Source organism: Streptomyces sp. ITFR-16, assembly GCF_031844705.1.
Lineage (GTDB): Bacteria > Actinomycetota > Actinomycetes > Streptomycetales > Streptomycetaceae > Streptomyces.
The window spans coordinates 3,102,994-3,119,807 of the sequence record NZ_CP134609.1 but is presented as its reverse complement, the minus strand read 5'-3'; the positions used below and the strand labels follow the sequence as shown (position 1 = coordinate 3,119,807).

16 protein-coding genes are annotated in these 16,814 nt (G+C 72.7%); 9 read left to right on the top strand and 7 right to left on the bottom strand.

The genetic code is table 11. The features are described 5' to 3' along the window. Window positions 1-32 precede the first annotated feature (32 nt). Together purN and purH are read left to right on the top strand one after the other, a co-directional pair. A complete protein-coding gene (purN, locus tag RLT58_RS13740; protein WP_311310691.1) occupies window positions 33-689 on the top strand; it encodes a phosphoribosylglycinamide formyltransferase in 657 nt (218 codons plus the stop codon). Further along, on the top strand, window positions 676-2,229 hold the full coding sequence (gene purH, locus RLT58_RS13735) for a bifunctional phosphoribosylaminoimidazolecarboxamide formyltransferase/IMP cyclohydrolase (RefSeq protein WP_311310690.1): 1,554 nt from the start codon (window positions 676-678) through the stop codon (window positions 2,227-2,229). Before purN ends, purH begins: the two co-directional genes overlap by 14 nt. 112 nt (window positions 2,230-2,341) lie before the next feature. Here the strand turns inward: purH and RLT58_RS13730 are convergent, their stop codons facing one another. Further along, on the bottom strand, window positions 2,342-3,103 hold the full coding sequence (locus RLT58_RS13730; protein ID WP_311310689.1) for an RDD family protein: 762 nt from the start codon (window positions 3,101-3,103) through the stop codon (window positions 2,342-2,344). A gap of 229 nt (window positions 3,104-3,332) precedes the next feature. On the opposite strand from RLT58_RS13730, the gene RLT58_RS13725 reads away from it, so the two are divergent. The 4 genes from RLT58_RS13725 (at window position 3,333) to RLT58_RS13710 (ending at window position 7,510) form a co-directional block, all read left to right on the top strand. After that, on the top strand, window positions 3,333-4,205 hold the full coding sequence (locus tag RLT58_RS13725) for a bifunctional methylenetetrahydrofolate dehydrogenase/methenyltetrahydrofolate cyclohydrolase (protein ID WP_311310688.1): 873 nt from the start codon (window positions 3,333-3,335) through the stop codon (window positions 4,203-4,205). A 20-nt stretch (window positions 4,206-4,225) separates the two neighbouring features. Further along, complete coding sequence (locus RLT58_RS13720; protein ID WP_311310687.1) at window positions 4,226-4,795, top strand: DUF3017 domain-containing protein; 570 nt, start codon at window positions 4,226-4,228, stop codon at window positions 4,793-4,795. Window positions 4,796-5,251: 456 nt separating this feature from the next. Then, a complete protein-coding gene (locus RLT58_RS13715) occupies window positions 5,252-6,358 on the top strand; it encodes a helix-turn-helix domain-containing protein (protein WP_311310686.1) in 1,107 nt (368 codons plus the stop codon). A gap of 162 nt (window positions 6,359-6,520) precedes the next feature. Continuing rightward, window positions 6,521-7,510, top strand: coding sequence for a malate dehydrogenase (locus RLT58_RS13710; protein WP_311310685.1), 990 nt, complete (start codon window positions 6,521-6,523; stop codon window positions 7,508-7,510). Between the two features lie 111 nt (window positions 7,511-7,621). Here RLT58_RS13710 and RLT58_RS13705 read toward each other — a convergent pair whose 3' ends face one another. Together RLT58_RS13705 and RLT58_RS13700 are read right to left on the bottom strand one after the other, a co-directional pair. Further along, window positions 7,622-8,350, bottom strand: coding sequence for an isocitrate lyase/PEP mutase family protein (locus RLT58_RS13705; protein ID WP_311310684.1), 729 nt, complete (start codon window positions 8,348-8,350; stop codon window positions 7,622-7,624). A gap of 40 nt (window positions 8,351-8,390) precedes the next feature. Beyond that, window positions 8,391-8,903, bottom strand: coding sequence for a carboxymuconolactone decarboxylase family protein (locus RLT58_RS13700; RefSeq protein WP_311310683.1), 513 nt, complete (start codon window positions 8,901-8,903; stop codon window positions 8,391-8,393). A gap of 47 nt (window positions 8,904-8,950) precedes the next feature. Between RLT58_RS13700 and RLT58_RS13695 the strand changes: the two genes are divergently transcribed. Then, window positions 8,951-10,354, top strand: a complete 1,404-nt coding sequence (locus RLT58_RS13695; RefSeq protein WP_311310682.1) for a MocR-like pyridoxine biosynthesis transcription factor PdxR — start codon at window positions 8,951-8,953, stop codon at window positions 10,352-10,354. A 38-nt stretch (window positions 10,355-10,392) separates the two neighbouring features. Here RLT58_RS13695 and RLT58_RS13690 read toward each other — a convergent pair whose 3' ends face one another. Next, window positions 10,393-11,247 (bottom strand): DMT family protein, encoded by an 855-nt coding sequence (locus RLT58_RS13690; RefSeq protein ID WP_311314510.1) that lies wholly within the window; start codon window positions 11,245-11,247, stop codon window positions 10,393-10,395. 88 nt (window positions 11,248-11,335) lie between these two features. After that, a complete protein-coding gene (gene rocD, locus RLT58_RS13685; protein ID WP_311310681.1) occupies window positions 11,336-12,541 on the bottom strand; it encodes an ornithine--oxo-acid transaminase in 1,206 nt (401 codons plus the stop codon). A gap of 203 nt (window positions 12,542-12,744) precedes the next feature. On the opposite strand from rocD, the gene trpS reads away from it, so the two are divergent. Together trpS and RLT58_RS13675 are read left to right on the top strand one after the other, a co-directional pair. Beyond that, window positions 12,745-13,758, top strand: a complete 1,014-nt coding sequence (gene trpS, locus RLT58_RS13680) for a tryptophan--tRNA ligase (RefSeq protein ID WP_311310680.1) — start codon at window positions 12,745-12,747, stop codon at window positions 13,756-13,758. A gap of 106 nt (window positions 13,759-13,864) precedes the next feature. Then, on the top strand, window positions 13,865-14,455 hold the full coding sequence (locus tag RLT58_RS13675; RefSeq protein WP_311310679.1) for a 2'-5' RNA ligase family protein: 591 nt from the start codon (window positions 13,865-13,867) through the stop codon (window positions 14,453-14,455). A gap of 39 nt (window positions 14,456-14,494) precedes the next feature. Here RLT58_RS13675 and RLT58_RS13670 read toward each other — a convergent pair whose 3' ends face one another. Both RLT58_RS13670 and RLT58_RS13665 read right to left on the bottom strand, forming a co-directional pair. Continuing rightward, on the bottom strand, window positions 14,495-15,283 hold the full coding sequence (locus RLT58_RS13670; protein ID WP_311310678.1) for a decaprenylphospho-beta-D-erythro-pentofuranosid-2-ulose 2-reductase: 789 nt from the start codon (window positions 15,281-15,283) through the stop codon (window positions 14,495-14,497). 57 nt (window positions 15,284-15,340) lie between these two features. Continuing rightward, window positions 15,341-16,702, bottom strand: a complete 1,362-nt coding sequence (locus tag RLT58_RS13665) for an FAD-binding oxidoreductase (RefSeq protein WP_311310677.1) — start codon at window positions 16,700-16,702, stop codon at window positions 15,341-15,343. Window positions 16,703-16,814: the final 112 nt, after the last annotated feature.

Sequence of the window (16,814 nt, the reverse complement as noted above, 5' to 3'; positions counted from 1 at the left end):
AAGCCGCTCCACACGCGAGAAAGGGCCCAGCCGTGGCCTCCCCGCTCTCCTCCGCCGCTCCGGCCCGTCTGGTCGTCCTGGTCTCCGGGTCCGGTACGAACCTCCAAGCCCTGCTCGACGCGATCGGCGGCGACCCCGAGGGATACGGCGCCCGGATCGTCGCGGTCGGCGCCGACCGCGACGGCATCGCCGGTCTGGAACGGGCCGAGCGCGCCGGACTTCCCACGTTCGTGTGCCGGGTCAAGGACCACGCCTCGCGCGAGGAGTGGGACGCCGCGCTCGCCGCGGCCACCGCCGAGCACCGCCCGGACCTCGTCGTGTCCGCGGGGTTCATGAAGATCGTGGGCAAGGAGTTCCTGGCCGGCTTCGGCGGCCGGTTCATCAACACCCACCCCGCCCTGCTCCCCAGCTTTCCCGGTGCCCACGGTGTGCGTGACGCGCTCGCGTACGGCGTGAAGGTCACCGGGTGCACCGTCCACTTCGTCGACGACGGTGTCGACACCGGTCCGATCATCGCGCAGGGCGTGGTCGAGGTGACCGAAGAGGACACCCCGGAGGGCGAAGCGGCCCTCCACGAACGCATCAAGGAAGTCGAGCGCAAGCTGCTCGTCGAGGCCGTGGGGCGACTCGCCCGTGACGGCTATCGCATTGAGGGACGAAAGGTTCATCTCGGTCATGACGGTGAATAAGCCCATCCGCCGCGCCCTGGTCAGCGTCTACGACAAGACGGGGCTCGAAGACCTCGCGCGCGGTCTGCACGAGGCGGGTGTCGAGCTGGTCTCCACCGGCTCCACCGCCGGAAAGATCGCGGCCGCCGGAGTGCCGGTCACCAAGGTCGAGGAGCTCACCGGCTTCCCCGAGTGCCTCGACGGCCGGGTGAAGACGCTGCACCCGCGCGTCCACGCCGGCATCCTCGCCGACCTGCGGCTGGACGCCCACCGCGAGCAGCTCGCCGAGCTGGGTGTGGAGCCGTTCGACCTGGTCGTCGTCAACCTCTACCCGTTCAAGGAGACCGTCGCCTCCGGCGCATCGGCCGACGAGTGCGTGGAGCAGATCGACATCGGCGGCCCGTCGATGGTCCGCGCCGCCGCCAAGAACCACCCCTCGGTGGCCGTCGTCACCAGCCCCGAGCGGTACGCCGACGTCCTCGCGGCCGTCAGGGCGGGCGGCTTCGACCTGACCGCCCGCAAGCGGCTCGCCGCCGAGGCCTTCCAGCACACCGCCGCGTACGACGTGGCCGTGGCCTCCTGGTTCGCCGCCGACTACGCCGCCGCCGACGACTCGGGCTTCCCCGACTTCTTCGGTACGACGTACGCGCGCAAGAACGTCCTGCGCTACGGCGAGAACCCGCACCAGCCCGCCGCGCTCTACACCTCGGGCGAGGGCGGCCTGGCCGATGCCGAGCAGCTGCACGGCAAGGAGATGTCCTACAACAACTACACGGACACCGACGCCGCGCGCCGGGCCGCGTACGACCACGCCGAGCCGTGTGTCGCGATCATCAAGCACGCCAACCCGTGCGGCATCGCCATCGCCGACGACGTCGCGACCGCGCACCGCAACGCGCACGCCTGCGACCCGCTGTCCGCGTTCGGAGGCGTGATCGCCGTCAACCGTCCGGTGACCGTCGCGATGGCCGAGCAGGTCGCGGAGATCTTCACCGAGGTCATCGTCGCCCCGGCGTACGAGGACGGCGCGGTCGAGGTCCTGTCCCGCAAGAAGAACATCCGCGTGCTGCGCGCCCCCGGCGCCCCGTCCGCCGGGGTCGAGGTCAAGCCGGTCGACGGCGGCGCGCTGCTCCAGGTCACCGACCGCCTCCAGGCCGACGGCGACGACCCGGCCAACTGGACGCTCGCCACGGGCGAGGCGCTCTCCGCCGACGAGCTCCGCGAGCTGGCCTTCGCCTGGAAGGCGTGCCGCGCGGTCAAGTCCAACGCGATCCTGCTGGCCAAGGACGGCGCCTCGGTCGGCGTCGGCATGGGCCAGGTCAACCGCGTCGACTCCGCGAAGCTCGCGGTCGAGCGGGCGGGCGAGGAGCGGGCGCGCGGTGCGTACGCCGCGTCCGACGCGTTCTTCCCCTTCCCCGACGGGCTGGAGATCCTGACCGCCGCCGGCGTCAAGGCCGTGGCCCAGCCGGGCGGTTCGGTCCGCGACGAGCTGGTGGTCGAGGCCGCGAAGAAGGCGGGCGTGACGATGTACTTCACCGGGACGCGTCACTTCTTCCACTGATACGCGCCGTACCCGGGCGCCCCGGCTACGACAGAAGGCCGCCCCCTCACCGCGACGAGCGGTGAGGGGGCGGCCTTCGTGTGCCGGTGCGGACGTCACACCGTCAGCGGGTTCACTTCGTCTTGATGACGATCGTGCTGCCCGCGCGGTCGTGCCAGCCCTGGAGCTTGCCCGAGTTGTCGAAGAAGGGGGAGAGGTAGACCAGCAGCGTGCCGAGACCGCAGAAGAGCGAGCCGACCATCGGGATGATCCAGCGGATGAAGCCCGCACCCAGGCCGGGGGCCTGGCCGGTGTTCTCCCGGACGACCTTGACGTTGAGGATCATCTTGCCGAGCGTGGCGCCCCAGATGGAGACCATCAGCCACTCGTAGAGCAGCGCGATCAGCGCGAACACGGCGATGAAGCCGAAGAAGCCCGCGACGATGCCGACGCTGGTCGCGGCCGCGTCGTTCACGCACTGGTTGTACGCGGCGGTGCCGTACTGGCTGCTGCTGCAGTCGTCGACGGACTTCGAGGCGCCCACGAGGCTCGCGATGCCGATCGCCGAGAAGATCGCGTAGAGGATGCCGTACGCGACACCGTCCAGCGCACGGGCGCCCAGGCGGCGTCCCATCGTGGCGAGTTCGACCGTGCCGAGGCCCGGGACGTTGATGTAGCCGTTGTTGGCCTGGAGGGTGCCGCCGGGCTGCTGGGGCGGGTACCCGTAACCGGGCTGGCCCTGCGGCGGGACTCCGGGCTGCTGCGAGTAGCCGTAGCCCGGCTGACCCTGCGGCGGGACGCCCTGGGGGGCCTGCGGGTAGCCGTAACCCGGCTGGCCCTGCGGCGGCTGGCCGGGCTGCTGGCCATAAGGATTGTTCGGGTCGCCGAAGCTCATCTGGGGCGTTCCTCCAACGGACGTACGGGGACGAATGCGGCCGCACGGAGGAAAGAAAACGTCAGCGGTCCGCCCCCCGGGTACATCTGCGGCACTGCGGCCTTCATCGTTATAAGCGGAACGTAAGTTTGTCCAGTCGCTGCCCGAGAAGTTGTCCAAGTGCAACCTTGCGTCCACGGCCGGTACCCGCAATTGGTCCGCGGGCCGGGTCATCCGCGAGTATGGGCACATGACTGCCCAGATTCTCGATGGCAAGGCCACCGCAGCCGCGATCAAGTCCGATCTCACCGTCCGCGTGGCGGCCCTCAGGGCCCGGGGCGTCACGCCCGGCCTCGGGACCCTGCTGGTCGGGGACGACCCGGGCAGCCGCTGGTACGTGAACGGCAAGCACCGCGACTGCGCCCAGGTCGGCATCGGCTCCATCCAGCGCGAACTGCCCGACACCGCCACGCAGGAGGAGATCGAGGCCGTCGTCCGCGAGCTCAACGACGACCCGGCGTGCACGGGTTACATCGTGCAGCTCCCCCTGCCCAAGGGGATCGACACCAACCGCGTCCTGGAACTGATGGATCCGGCCAAGGACGCCGACGGCCTGCACCCGATGAACCTGGGCCGGCTCGTGCTCAACGAGACGGGCCCGCTGCCCTGCACCCCGCAGGGCGTCGTGCAGCTGCTCCGCCACCACGGTGTGGAGATCAACGGGGCGCATGTCGTGGTCGTCGGACGCGGTGTCACCATCGGCCGCTCGATCCCGCTGCTGCTGACCCGCAAGTCCGAGAACGCCACGGTGACCCAGTGCCACACCGGAACGCGTGACCTCGCCGGCCACCTCCGGCAGGCCGACATCATCGTCGCCGCCGCGGGCGTGCCGCACATCATCAAGCCCGAGGACGTGAAGCCGGGCGCCGCCGTGCTCGACGTCGGCGTCAGCCGGGACGAGAACGGCAAGATCGTCGGCGATGTCCACCCGGGTGTGGCCGAGGTCGCCGCCTGGATCTCGCCGAACCCGGGCGGTGTCGGTCCGATGACCCGCGCCCAGCTGCTCGTCAATGTCGTCGAGGCGGCCGAGCGGGACGCCGCCGACGCCGTCTCCGCCGGCTGACCCGATCCGGAAGGAACCCCATGGGTGCTGGTACGAGTCCGGCCGAGACACCGTCCGGCGCGGCCGACGCCCCTGACGGCCCGCAGGCAGACGCGCCGTCCGAGGGGGCGCAGCCGGACGCCGCCGCCGGTGAGGCGGCCGGGGGCCGCACCGGCAGTCATGAGGCGGCCGGTGCCGCCACGCCCTCCGGGGCGCGCCGCGCACGGCGCTTCTCACTGACCCGGGACACCGCGCGACCCGAGGGCGGCGGCCGGGCCGCCGCCGGGGACGCGCCCGCGCCGGCCCGTCAGTGGCCGCTGCTCGCGGTGCTCTGCACGGCCGGGGCAGGGCTGCTGATCGTGGCCACCGATCCGTTCGACGAGGCCTTCCGGATCGGCACGATACTGATCGGTGTGGCGCTCATCGGGGGTGCGGTGCTGCGTCTCGTGGTCCCCTCGGTGGGCATGCTCGCGGTGCGCTCCCGCTTCACCGACCTGGTGACGTACGGGCTGCTGGGAACCCTCATCGTGCTGCTGTCGCTGATGGCGCAGCCGAAGCCGTGGCTGGATGTCCCGTTCCTGGAGGACGCGGTCCACTTCACGATCCGCTGAGCGCGGTCCGCGAGGACCTCCGCCGGCCGGTGGCCGTCCCCTCCCCCGAGAAGGGACGGACACCGGGGACGGGGCGTACCGGAGCGAAAAGCCCCGGAAAGAGGCGACTTGAGCGGCCTTGCCCCGTCCTGGCTCCAGCCTTGTGGACGGGGCACACGGGTTCAAGGGATGACTGTGGCCTGTGGCACGGAAGTGACCATTCCGCCACGGTGTGATCGCCGCGCAACGGTGGCAGACTGGGCCGGCGGACCGGAGCGGGGGGGCGCGCGGGCGTGCGCGCTGGACGCCCGAGTGCCACCGTGCGCTCCCGCGCCAGGAACTGCCGCTCCGCGTTCGCGCATCCTGCTGGGTAGTCCGGAACGGAAGACCACCGGGTCCGGACAGGGGAGCGGGGGACGCGCGCCGCACAGGGCGCGGCCGGTGGAATGAAGTGAAGCCAAGGCAGGGGGAGACGTAATGCCTCGTTGGAAGGCGCTGCCGCAGGACCTCGATCCGCAGATCCGGGAGTTCACCGGCCAGCTGCGCAGGCTCGTGGACCGCAGCGGCCTCGGCCTCGCCGCGCTGGCCGACCGCACGGGCTACAGCAAGACGTCCTGGGAGCGGTATCTGAACGGCCGGCTGCTCGCACCCCGAGGCGCGATCGTCGCGCTCGCCGAGGTGACGGGCACCAACCACGTCCACCTCAACACCATGTGGGAGCTGGCGGAGCGGGCCTGGAGCCGCGCCGAGATGCGCCACGACATGACGATGGAGGCCATCCGGATAACCCAGGCGCGGGCGGCGCTCGGCGAGTCCGGGCAGAACCCGCCCGGCCACGGCAGGAGCCGCCCCGCCGGCGTCGGCACGGCCCAGGACGCCAAGGGGCGGCGCCCGGCCGGTCACGGCCGCTCGCCGTCCGTACCCGCGCAGCGCGGCCCCCTCCCGCAGGAGCCGCAGCAGCCGCCCTCCGGGCCGTACGCGCCCCTGGGCGAGGGTCTGCCGCCCGCCGTGGCCCACGCGGCCGGACTCGGGGGCCGGCAGTCGCCGCCCGGACGCCGTGACGACGGCCGGGGCCGCACCGGCGGGCGCCGCCGGCCCGCCGTGATCGCCGCAGCCGCGGCCGGTCTCGCGCTGGTGGTCACCGCCGTGGTGCTGCTCACCGGCTCCGGCGACGACTCCAAGGCCGCCGAGCCCTCGGCCGCCCCCGCCCCGAAGCCGGCGACGAGCGCGCCCAAACTGCCCGCCGGGGTCGGCTGCAACGGCGCCGACTGCGCCGGGCAGGACCCCGAGGACATGGGCTGCGGCGGCGAGTACGCCCGTACGCTCTCCAGCGCCACCGTCGGCGGCTCCTTCATAGAGGTGCGCTACAGCAGGACGTGTGCCGCGGCCTGGGCGCGGATCACCAAGGGCGGCCCCGGCGACCTCGTGGAGATCACCGCGGGCACGGAGGGACAGAAGGGCAGGGTGGAGACGGCCGCGGAGGCGTACACCCCGATGGTCGCCGTGAAGCGCGTCTCCGACGTCCGGGCGTGCGCCACCCTCGCCGCCGGTACCCGGGGATGCACGGCCGAGGCGGCCGGATGAGCGGGGAGTGACCGGTTGTGTGCGGTGCCACAGGGGGCCGGGCGGCCAGGGGGTTCCGGGTCGGATAGCCTGACCGACGGATATCTCTTCACATCAAGATTCAGGGATGTCCCGCACCAGGGGCCAGGAGCCCTCACCGCCAGCTGTCTAACGGAGATCGCCATGACCCGCACTCCCGTGAATGTCACCGTGACCGGCGCAGCCGGCCAGATCGGCTACGCGCTGCTCTTCCGCATCGCCTCCGGCCACCTGCTCGGCCCGGACGTGCCGGTCAACCTGCGTCTCCTGGAGATCCCGCAGGGGCTCAAGGCCGCCGAGGGCACCGCGATGGAGCTCGACGACTGCGCCTTCCCGCTGCTGCGCAACATCGAGATCACCGACGACGCCAACGTCGGCTTCGCCGGTGCCAACGTCGCGCTGCTCGTCGGCGCCCGCCCGCGCACCAAGGGCATGGAGCGCGGCGACCTGCTCTCCGCCAACGGCGGGATCTTCAAGCCGCAGGGCAAGGCGATCAACGACAACGCCGCGGACGACATCAAGGTCCTCGTCGTCGGCAACCCGGCCAACACCAACGCGCTCATCGCGCAGGCCGCCGCCCCGGACGTACCGGCGGAGCGCTTCACCGCGATGACCCGCCTCGACCACAACCGCGCGATCTCGCAGCTGGCCGCCAAGACCGGTGCCGCCGTCTCCGACATCAAGAAGCTGACGATCTGGGGCAACCACTCGGCCACCCAGTACCCGGACATCTTCCACGCGGAGGTCGCCGGGAAGAACGCCGCCGAGCTCGTCAACGACGAGGCTTGGCTGGCCGACTCCTTCATCCCGACCGTCGCCAAGCGCGGCGCCGCGATCATCGAGGCCCGTGGCGCCTCCTCGGCCGCCTCGGCCGCGAACGCCGCCATCGACCACGTGTACACCTGGGTCAACGGCACCGCCGAGGGCGACTGGACCTCGATGGGCATCCCGTCGGACGGCTCCTACGGCGTCCCCGAGGGCATCATCTCCTCCTTCCCGGTCACCACGAAGGACGGCGCGTACGAGATCGTCCAGGGCCTGGACATCAACGAGTTCTCCCGCGCGCGCATCGACGCGTCGGTGAAGGAGCTCACCGAGGAGCGCGACGCGGTCCGCGAGCTCGGCCTGATCTGATCCACCGCCCGTTCGCGGGTACGCAGACGCCCCCGGCAGCCGCTCGCTGCCGGGGGCGCGGTGTTTCCCTGCGCCGGGTTTCCGTACGCCGTACTCACGTACGCCGAGGGCTCAGGCCTTTCGCAGCCCGTCGGCGATCTCGCGCACCGCCGCCATGGCCCGCAGCTGCATCCCGGGGCCGAACGTGATCCGGGCGGCGCCCAGTTCGCCGAGCCCGCGCGGGCCGGGTCCGTCCGGCCGGGCCAGCGCGTTCAGCGGTCCCGGCACGGCGGCCGCGAGGCGGGGGAGCGCCTCGGGCGGGGCGCCGAGCGGGTAGACGCAGTCCGCGCCCGCCGCCGCGTACAGCCGTGCGCGGCGCACGGTCTCCGCCTCCCGGTCCGCGCCGTCCGGCACGGACCGCAGATACGTGTCGATCCGGGCGTTGACGAACAGCCCGTCCCCGGCGGCCTCCCGCACCGCCGCCAGCCGGTCCGCCTGCCACCCGGCGTCCACGAGGACGCCGTCCACGGTGTCCTCCAGATTGCAGCCGACGGCCCCGGCGGTGAGCAGCCGCTCCACCAGCTCCCCGGGGGCCAGCCCGTACCCGGCCTCGATGTCCGCCGACACGGGTACGGACACGGCCCGGGCGATCCGCGCCACCGCCGCGAACATCTCGTCGGCGGGCGTCTGGCCGTCCTCGTACCCCAGCGAGGCCGCGATCCCGGCGCTCGGGGTCGCCAGCGCCGGGAACCCCGCGTCGGCGAAGACACGGGCGCTCGCCGCGTCCCACGGACCGGGCAGGACCAACGGGTCGCCCGGGGTGCGCCCGTGGTGCAGGGCGCGGAGTGCGGACGCGGTCATCGCGGGGCTCCAGACGGGGGAGGGACGGGAAGGGCGCCGGTCAGCGGTGGTCGCCGGGGGTGTAGTGGCCCGCGACCATGCGGGTGGACACGGCGAACCGGTTCCAGGAGTTGATCGCGACGATCGCCGCGATGAGGTGGGTCAGCTCGGTCTCGTCGAAGTGCTTCGCGGCCTTCTCGTACGCCGCGTCCGGCACGAACCCGTCGGTCATGACCGTGATCGCCTCGGTCAGCTCGATCGCGGCGATCTCCTTCGGCGTGTAGAAGTGCTGCGCCTCCTCCCACGCGCTGAGCTGCACGATCCGCTCGACGGACTCACCGGCGGCGAGCGCGTCCTTGGTGTGCATGTCGATGCAGAACGCGCAGTGGTTGATCTGCGAGGCCCTGATCTTCACCAGCTCGTCGACGACCGGGTCGAGGCCCTTGCGCGCGGCGGCGTCGAAGCGGGCCATCGCCTTGTAGACGTCGGGGGCGTGCTGGGCCCACTGCAGGCGCGGGGTGTGCTCGGCGGTGTACTCGGAGGTCGCGTGGCTGTGGTTCTCGTTCGTCGTCATGCCCACAACGCTACGGGGCAGGTGGCACAGGGGTATGGTCCATTTCCATGACGGATCCCTGGGCCACTTTCGGAGCCGACCTGCACATCGACCCGACCGGCGCGAGCGGACTGCGGGCCGGGCTGATGGACGCCCTGCGGGAGGCGGCCCGGACGGGCCGGCTGGCGCCCGGCACCCGGCTGCCGTCGTCCCGCACCCTCGCGGCCGACCTCGGCATCGCCCGCAACACGGTCGCCGACGCCTACGCGGAGCTGGTCGCCGAGGGCTGGCTCACCGCCCGCCAGGGCTCCGGGACCCGGGTGGCGCAGCGCGCCGAACCCCGTCGGACGGCCGCCCCCGCCCCGCGCTCGCGGCCGCCCCGCAGCAGCCCCGCCCACAGCCTGATGCCGGGCACGCCCGACCTCGCGACGTTTCCCCGCGCCGAATGGCTCAAGGCGGCCCGCCGCGCCCTCTCCTCGGCGCCCAACGACGCCTTCGGCTACGGCGATCCACGCGGCCGGGTCGAGCTGCGCACGGTGCTCGCCGAATACCTCGCCCGGGCCCGCGGGGTCTACGCCGACCCCGAACGCATCGTCCTGTGCGCCGGTTTCCTCCACGGCCTGACCCTGATGGGGAAGGTGCTGCGGCGGCGCCGGGTGCGGGAGGTGGCCGTCGAGTCCTACGGGCTGGACATCCACACCCGCCTGCTCACGGAGGCCGGGCTGCGCATCCCCTGTCTGCCGCTCGACCACCTCGGCACCCGGACCGCCGGGCTGCACGGGATGCGGGGCGCGGGCGCGGTGCTGCTGACACCGGCGCACCAGTTCCCCACCGGTGTGCCGCTCCACCCGGACCGGCGGGCGGCCGCGGTCGACTGGGCGCGCGGTACCGGCGGGGTGATCCTGGAGGACGACTACGACGGGGAGTTCCGCTACGACCGCCAGCCGGTCGGCGCGCTCCAGGGCCTGGACCCCGAACACGTCGTCTACCTGGGAACGGCGAGCAAGTCCCTCGCGCCGGGGCTGCGGATGGGCTGGATGGTGGTGCCCGAGGCGATGGTGGGCGAGGTGACCGAGGCCAAGGGGGTGAGCGACTGGGCGTCGAGCGCGCTGGACCAGCTGACGCTCGCCGAGTTCATGGCCTCCGGCGCCTACGACCGGCATGTGCGCTCCATGCGGCTGCGCTACCGCAACCGCCGCGACCAGCTCGTCGCGGCCCTCGCGGAACGGGCCCCCTCCATCCGGATCAGCGGCATCGCCGCCGGACTGCACGCCGTGCTCGAACTCCCCGAGGGCGGCGAGGCGGAGACGGTCCGGGCGGCGGCCTGGCAGGGGCTCGCCGTCCAGGGGCTGGCCTACTTCCGGCACCCGGACGCCGAACTGCGCCGAGAGGCCCTCGTCATCGGCTACGGCACCCCGAGCGACAGCGCCTGGGCGGGCACCCTGGACGCCCTGTGCCGCGTACTGCCGTGACGCGCCGCGCCCGAGCGGGGCTGGACCGGCCCCGGGGCTCAGGTCCTGCCCGGCTCCGCCGGTGCGGGCGCGTCCGCCGGGGCCTCGCCGAACCGGGCCAGGGCCAGCGCGCCCGCGACCGCCACCGCGAAACCGGTGACCGCCAGCCAGCCCAGCCCGTCGCGGGTACGGTCCCCGAGCCAGACGACGCCCACCAGGGCCGGCCCGATCGTCTCGCCCAGCACCATCCCGGCCGTCGCCGTCGTCACCGAACCGCGCTGCAGCGCCGAGGTCAGCAGCAGGAACGCCGCGCCCCCGCCCACCAGCAGCGCGTACACGGCGGGATTGGCCACCAGCGCGGACGGCGCCACGTCGTCGATCAGCCGGACCGAGACCTCCACCACCCCGAACCCGCACCCCGCGCCCAGCCCCAGCACCAGGGCGCGCGCCCGCTCGGGCAGCCGGCCGGCCGCCGTACCGACCAGCAGGACGCCGACGGCGACCCCGAGCATCGACCAGCGCAGCGCATCCGATCCGGAAAGGTGCCCCTCCCCGCCGGAGGCGAGCCCCAGCATGCCGAGGCCGGCGCAGACCACGGCGACCGCCGCCCACTCCAGGGCGGTCAGCCGGACCCGCAGCAGGTGGGCGGCCACGACTGCCGTCACGGCGAGGCTGGCGGCCAGGGCCGCGCCCACCGCGTAGATGGGCAGGGAGCGCAGCGCGACGATCTGGAGCACGAAGCCCAGGCCGTCGAGGGCCAGCCCGGCCAGATAGCGCCACTGGCGCAGGGCCCGCAGCAGCAGCGCCGGGTCCACCCCCGCACCGTCCCCCGGTTCGGCCGCCGCCCGCGCGGCGACGGCCTGAAGGACGGAGGCCGTGCCGAAGCAGACCGCGGAACCGAGCGCGCACAACATCCCCAGAAGCACACCGCGGACTCTACTGGCGGACCTGCGGACCTGCGGCGGGCCGCCCGGCCGCAGGTCCGCCCGGCCCCGGCCCGGCTCAGCCCCGCAGGACCTCGCGCAGTTGCTCCAGCCCCCAGTCCAGGTCCTCCTTGCTGATCACCAGCGGCGGCGCGATCCGGATCGTCGAGCCGTGGGTGTCCTTCACCAGCACCCGGCGGTCCATCAGCCTCTCCGAGATCTCCCGGCCCGTGCCCCGGCCCGGGTCGATGTCGACGCCCGCCCACAGCCCGCGCCCCCGTACGGCCTCCACCGCGCCGCCGCCCACCAGCAGCCCGAGCTCCTGATGCAGATGCTCGCCCAGCTCGGCGGCCCGCTGCTGGTACTCACCGGTGTCCAGCATCGCGATGACCTCCAGCGCGACCGCGCACGCCAGCGGATTGCCGCCGAACGTCGAGCCGTGCTCCCCGGCGCGGTAGACCCCCAGCACCGCGGCCGACGAGACCACGGCCGACACCGGCACCACCCCGCCGCCCAGTGCCTTGCCGAGGATGTACATGTCCGGCACGACGCCCTCGTGCTCACAGGCGAAGGTCTTCCCGGTCCGGCCGAGTCCCGACTGGATCTCGTCCGCGATGAACAGCACGTCCCGTTCGCGGGTCAGCTCCCGGACCCCGGAGAGATAGCCGGGCGGCGGCACCAGCACCCCCGCCTCGCCCTGGATCGGCTCCAGCAGCACCGCGACGGTGTTCTCGGTCATGGCCTCCCGCAGCGCGGTCAGGTCCCCGTACGGCACGATCTCGAACCCCGGTGTGTACGGACCGAAGTCCGCGCGGGCCTCGTGGTCCGTGGAGAAGCTGATGATCGTCGTCGTCCGGCCGTGGAAGTTGTCGGCGGCGACGATGATCTTCGCCATCCCGTCCGGGACCCCCTTGACCCGGTACCCCCACTTGCGGGCCGTCTTCACCGCGGTCTCCACCGCCTCCGCCCCGGTGTTCATGGGCAGCACCATCTCCATGCCGCACAGCTCGGCGAGCCGCGTACAGAAGTCGGCGAACCGGTCGTGGTGGAACGCCCGTGAGGTGAGCGTCACCCGCTCCAGCTGCGCCTTGGCCGCGTCGATCAGACGGCGGTTGCCGTGGCCGAAGTTGAGTGCCGAGTAGCCGGCGAGCATGTCGAGGTAGCGCCGGCCCTCGACATCCGTCATCCAGGCACCGTCCGCTGTGGCGACGACGACGGGCAGCGGGTGGTAGTTGTGCGCGCTGTGCGCCTCGGCGGAGGCGATGGCGTTTTCCGTGGTCGACACGGGATCTCCGTTCGTCGTGCGGCGTGGGCCGGGGTTGCGCCCACTTTGTATCGTCGGTCGCTTCCCCCACGAGGAAACCTTCACTTCACGGCGCGCCCGCGTTTTCCCCGGCCGGCACCGTCCGGGGAGCCCCTTCCCGGGCCCCCGGACCTTTCGCGCACCGGCGGCCCGAGATCGGTTCCGTACCTGAGACAATGAGTTCCATGGCCTCTGAACGTCCCCGTGTGCTCTCCGGAATCCAGCCCACCGCAGGCTCGTTCCACCTCGGCAACTATCTCGGCGCGGTCCGCCAGTGGGTGGCTCTGCAGGAGTCCCACGACGCCTTCTACATGGTGGTCGACCTGCACGCGATCACCGTGCCGCAGGATCCGGCGGAACTGCGCGCCAACACCCGGCTCGCCGTCGCCCAGCTGCTCGCGGCGGGGCTGGACCCGGAGCGCTGCACGCTGTTCGTGCAGAGCCATGTCCCCGAGCACGCCCAGCTCGGCTGGGTCATGAACTGCCTGGCCGGATTCGGTGAGGCGTCCCGGATGACGCAGTTCAAGGACAAGTCCGCCAAGCAGGGGGCCGACCGCACCACGGTCGGGCTCTTCACCTACCCGATGCTGATGGTCGCCGACATCCTGCTCTACCAGGCCGACCAGGTCCCGGTGGGCGAGGACCAGCGCCAGCACCTGGAGCTGACCCGCAATCTCGCCGAGCGGTTCAACGGGACCTACGGGGACACCTTCACCATCCCGGACCCGTACATCCTCAAGGAGACGGCGAAGATCTACGACCTCCAGGAACCGTCCGCGAAGATGAGCAAGTCCGCGGCGACCCCGAAGGGTCTGATCAACCTCCTCGACGAGCCGAGGACGACCGCCAAGAAGGTGAAGAGCGCCGTCACGGACACCGACACGGTGATCCGTTTCGACCGGGCCGGGAAGCCGGGCGTCAGCAATCTGCTCACCATCTACTCGACGCTCACCGACACCCCCGTGCCGGACCTGGAGCAGAAGTACGAGGGCAAGGGCTACGGTGCGCTGAAGACCGACCTCGCCGAGGTCATGGTCGATTTCGTCACACCGTTCCGCACCCGCACCCAGGAATATCTGGACGACACGGAGACGCTGGACTCCATCCTGGCCAAGGGGGCGGAGAAGGCGCGGGCCGTCGCCGCCGAGACCCTGGCGCGGACCTACGACCGGATGGGCCTTCTGCCCGCGAAGCACTGAGTCCAAGGACCCTGGCGGCAGGCCCTGCACAGGCGGCACACTGGCGGCGTAAAGCTTGTGGCCGCCAGTGGCTGAAAACAGACCATCGAGGATTGAGGAGAACGACGTGGGGACCGTAACGCTCGGCGTTTCGATCGCGGTCCCGGAGCCCTACGGCAGCCTGCTCCAAGAGCGGCGCGCGAGCTTCGGGGACCCTGCCGCACACGGCATTCCCACCCACGTCACCCTTCTGCCGCCCACCGAGGCGGTGGCGGCCGACCTGCCCGCGATCGAGGCGCACCTCGCCTCGATCGCGACCGGAGGCCGCCCCTTCCCGATGCGGCTGTCCGGCACGGGCACCTTCCGCCCGCTCTCGCCGGTCGTCTTCGTCCAGGTCGTCGAGGGCGCCTCGGCCTGCTCCTGGCTCCAGAAGCGGGTCCGGGACGCCTCGGGCCCGCTGGTGCGCGAGCTCCAGTTCCCGTACCACCCGCATGTCACCGTGGCGCACGACATCTCCGAGGCGGCGATGGACCGGGCCTACGAGGAGCTCGGCGACTACGAGGCGTCCTGGACCTGCGAGTCCTTCGCGCTGTACGAGCAGGGCCGGGACAGCGTCTGGCGCAAGATCAACGAGTTCCCGTTCGGCGCCGGCGGCACGGCACCCGCCGTGCCCGCGCAGAGCGGCAGCTCCGTCGACACGCCCTCGCTCCACCCCTGAGGGACCCCGAGCGGCGGGCCCACGGGCCCGCCCGCACCCTCAGACCGGCATGCGCCGGAAGAGCGGCCTCGGCACATGCCGCAGCGCCGACATCACCGCCCGCAGCGCCCCCGGCACCCACACCGTCTCCGACCGCCGCCGCAGCCCCGTCACGATCGCGGCGGCGACCGCGTCCGGCGTCGTCACGAGCGGGGTCCGGGTGAACGGGATCGTCGCGAGCGGCGCCCCGTCCGCCGTCCCGTCCCCGGCCGCCGTCCGCACCGGGCCGGGACGCACGATCATCACGTGCACCCCCGTCCCGTGCAGGGCGTCGCCGAGCCCCTGCGCGAACGCGTCCAGGCCCGCCTTGCTCGACCCGTAGATGAAGTCCGCGCGCCGGGCGCGCTCCCCCGCCACCGAGGAGAGCACCACCAGCGAACCGTGTCCCTGCGCCTGGAGTGCGCCGGCGCACACCAGCCCGGCGGAGACGGCCCCCGTGTAGTTCGTCTGGGCGACCCGGACCGCCGCCAGCGGCTCCTCCTCGTCGCGCTCCTGGTCGCCGGGGATGCCGAAGGCGAGCAGCACCATGTCGATGTCGCCCTCGGTGAAGATCTTGCCGAGGACCGTCTCGTGGGACTCGGTGTCCAGCGCGTCGAAGTCGACGGTACGGACATAGGCCCCCCGGCCGCGCAGCTCGGCGGCGGCGGAGTCCAGCGCGGGGGAGGGCCGGCCGGCCAGCCAGACCGTGCGGGTGCGGTGGGCGATCAGACGGCGTGCGGTGGCGAGCCCGATCTCCGAGGTGCCGCCGAGGACGAGCAGGGACTGCGGGGCACCGAAGGCATCCTTCACGGAACGCTCCTTACAGACAGAGGAAGAAAGCAGGGGGGAGAAGGGCGGCGGCCGCCTTCAGAGCGACAGCCGGCGCGAGAGGTCCGAGCGGAACGCGCCCTTCGGGTCCAGCTCGGCCCGCAGCGCCCGGAACTCCGGCAGTCGCGGGTACATCGCGGCGAGCGCGCCGGGGCGCAGCCGCGAGTCGTCCGTCAGGCAGACCCGGCCGCCCGCGCCCGCCACCTCCTCGTCGAGGCTGTCGAGGAAGCGGGCCAGTCCGGGCAGGCCGGCGGGCAGGTCGAGCGCCAGGCTCCAGCCGGGCTCCGGGAACGACAGCCAGCCGGGACCGCTTTCGCCGAACCGTTTGAGCACGGCATTGAAGGACGGGCAGCGCCGCCGCGCGATCCGCCCGACGATCCGGCGCAGGGTCTCCTCCCGCCCGGGTCCGACGGTGAACTCGTAGTGCACGAAGCCGCTCCGGCCGGGGACGCGGGTGCCGTGCGGCGCCCCGTCCAGCGGGTGGAAGAAGGCGGAGATCCGCTGGAGCTCGCCGGTGCGCGACCGGGGCGCCCTGCGGTATCCGATCTCGTTGAGCGCCGCCGCGGACATCCGGCCGAGCAGCCCGCCGGGCACGAGATCCGGTACGGGGAAGGGCGCGGCGGGCACGGCGGCGGAGGAGCGGAACGCCAGCGGAGTGCGCCGGGCGTGCGCGGGGAGCGCGTCCAGGGGTGCGTGCTCCCCTCGGCGGAGCACGCCGCGGCCGGTCGCCCGGCCCCGGGCGGTCAGGTCGACCCAGGCGTACTCGTAGCGGTGCCGCCCGCCCGCCGTCATCCGGGCCATCAGATCGTCGAGGCCGGTGGCGCGTTGGGTGTCGACCGCCATCAGGGATGTCGCGACGGGGTGGAACCGGAGCGTGGCCGAGAGGATCACCCCAGTCAGCCCCAGGCCGCCGGCCGTCGCGTCGAAGAGCGGGGTGCCGGGGCGCACCGTACGGATCTCGCCGTCGGCGGTGAGCAGTTCGAACTCCATGACGTGGCGCGCGAAGGAGCCGGCGGCGCGGTGGTTGTGCCCGTGCACGTCGGAGCCGATCGCGCCGCCCACCGTGATGTACCGGCCGCCGGGCGCCACCGGCAGGAACCAGCCGAGCGGAAGCAGCACGTCCGCCAGCCGGTGCAGGCTCACGCCCGCGTCGCACACCACGACACCGGCCGCCGCGTCGACGGTGCGGACCCGGTCCAGGGCCGTCATGTCGAGGACGCTGCCCCCGGCGTTCTGCGCCGCGTCGCCGTGTGCCCGCCCCAGGCCCCGGGCGATCGAGCCGCGCGGCCCGCAGCCGCGCACCGTCGCGGCGGCCTCCTCGTAACTCCTGGGGCGGAAGCGCAGCGCGGTCGTCGGGGCGGTGCGGCCCCAGCCGGTCAGGGACACGGTGTCGACAGACATGAGGGTGACCGTATCGCCCGAGAAAACACCTTTGAGGGATTTGTTACAACACTCACCGAAATGGGTGATTGAAGGTACGTCATCTCCCACCCGGCGGACCGCACACCGGTTT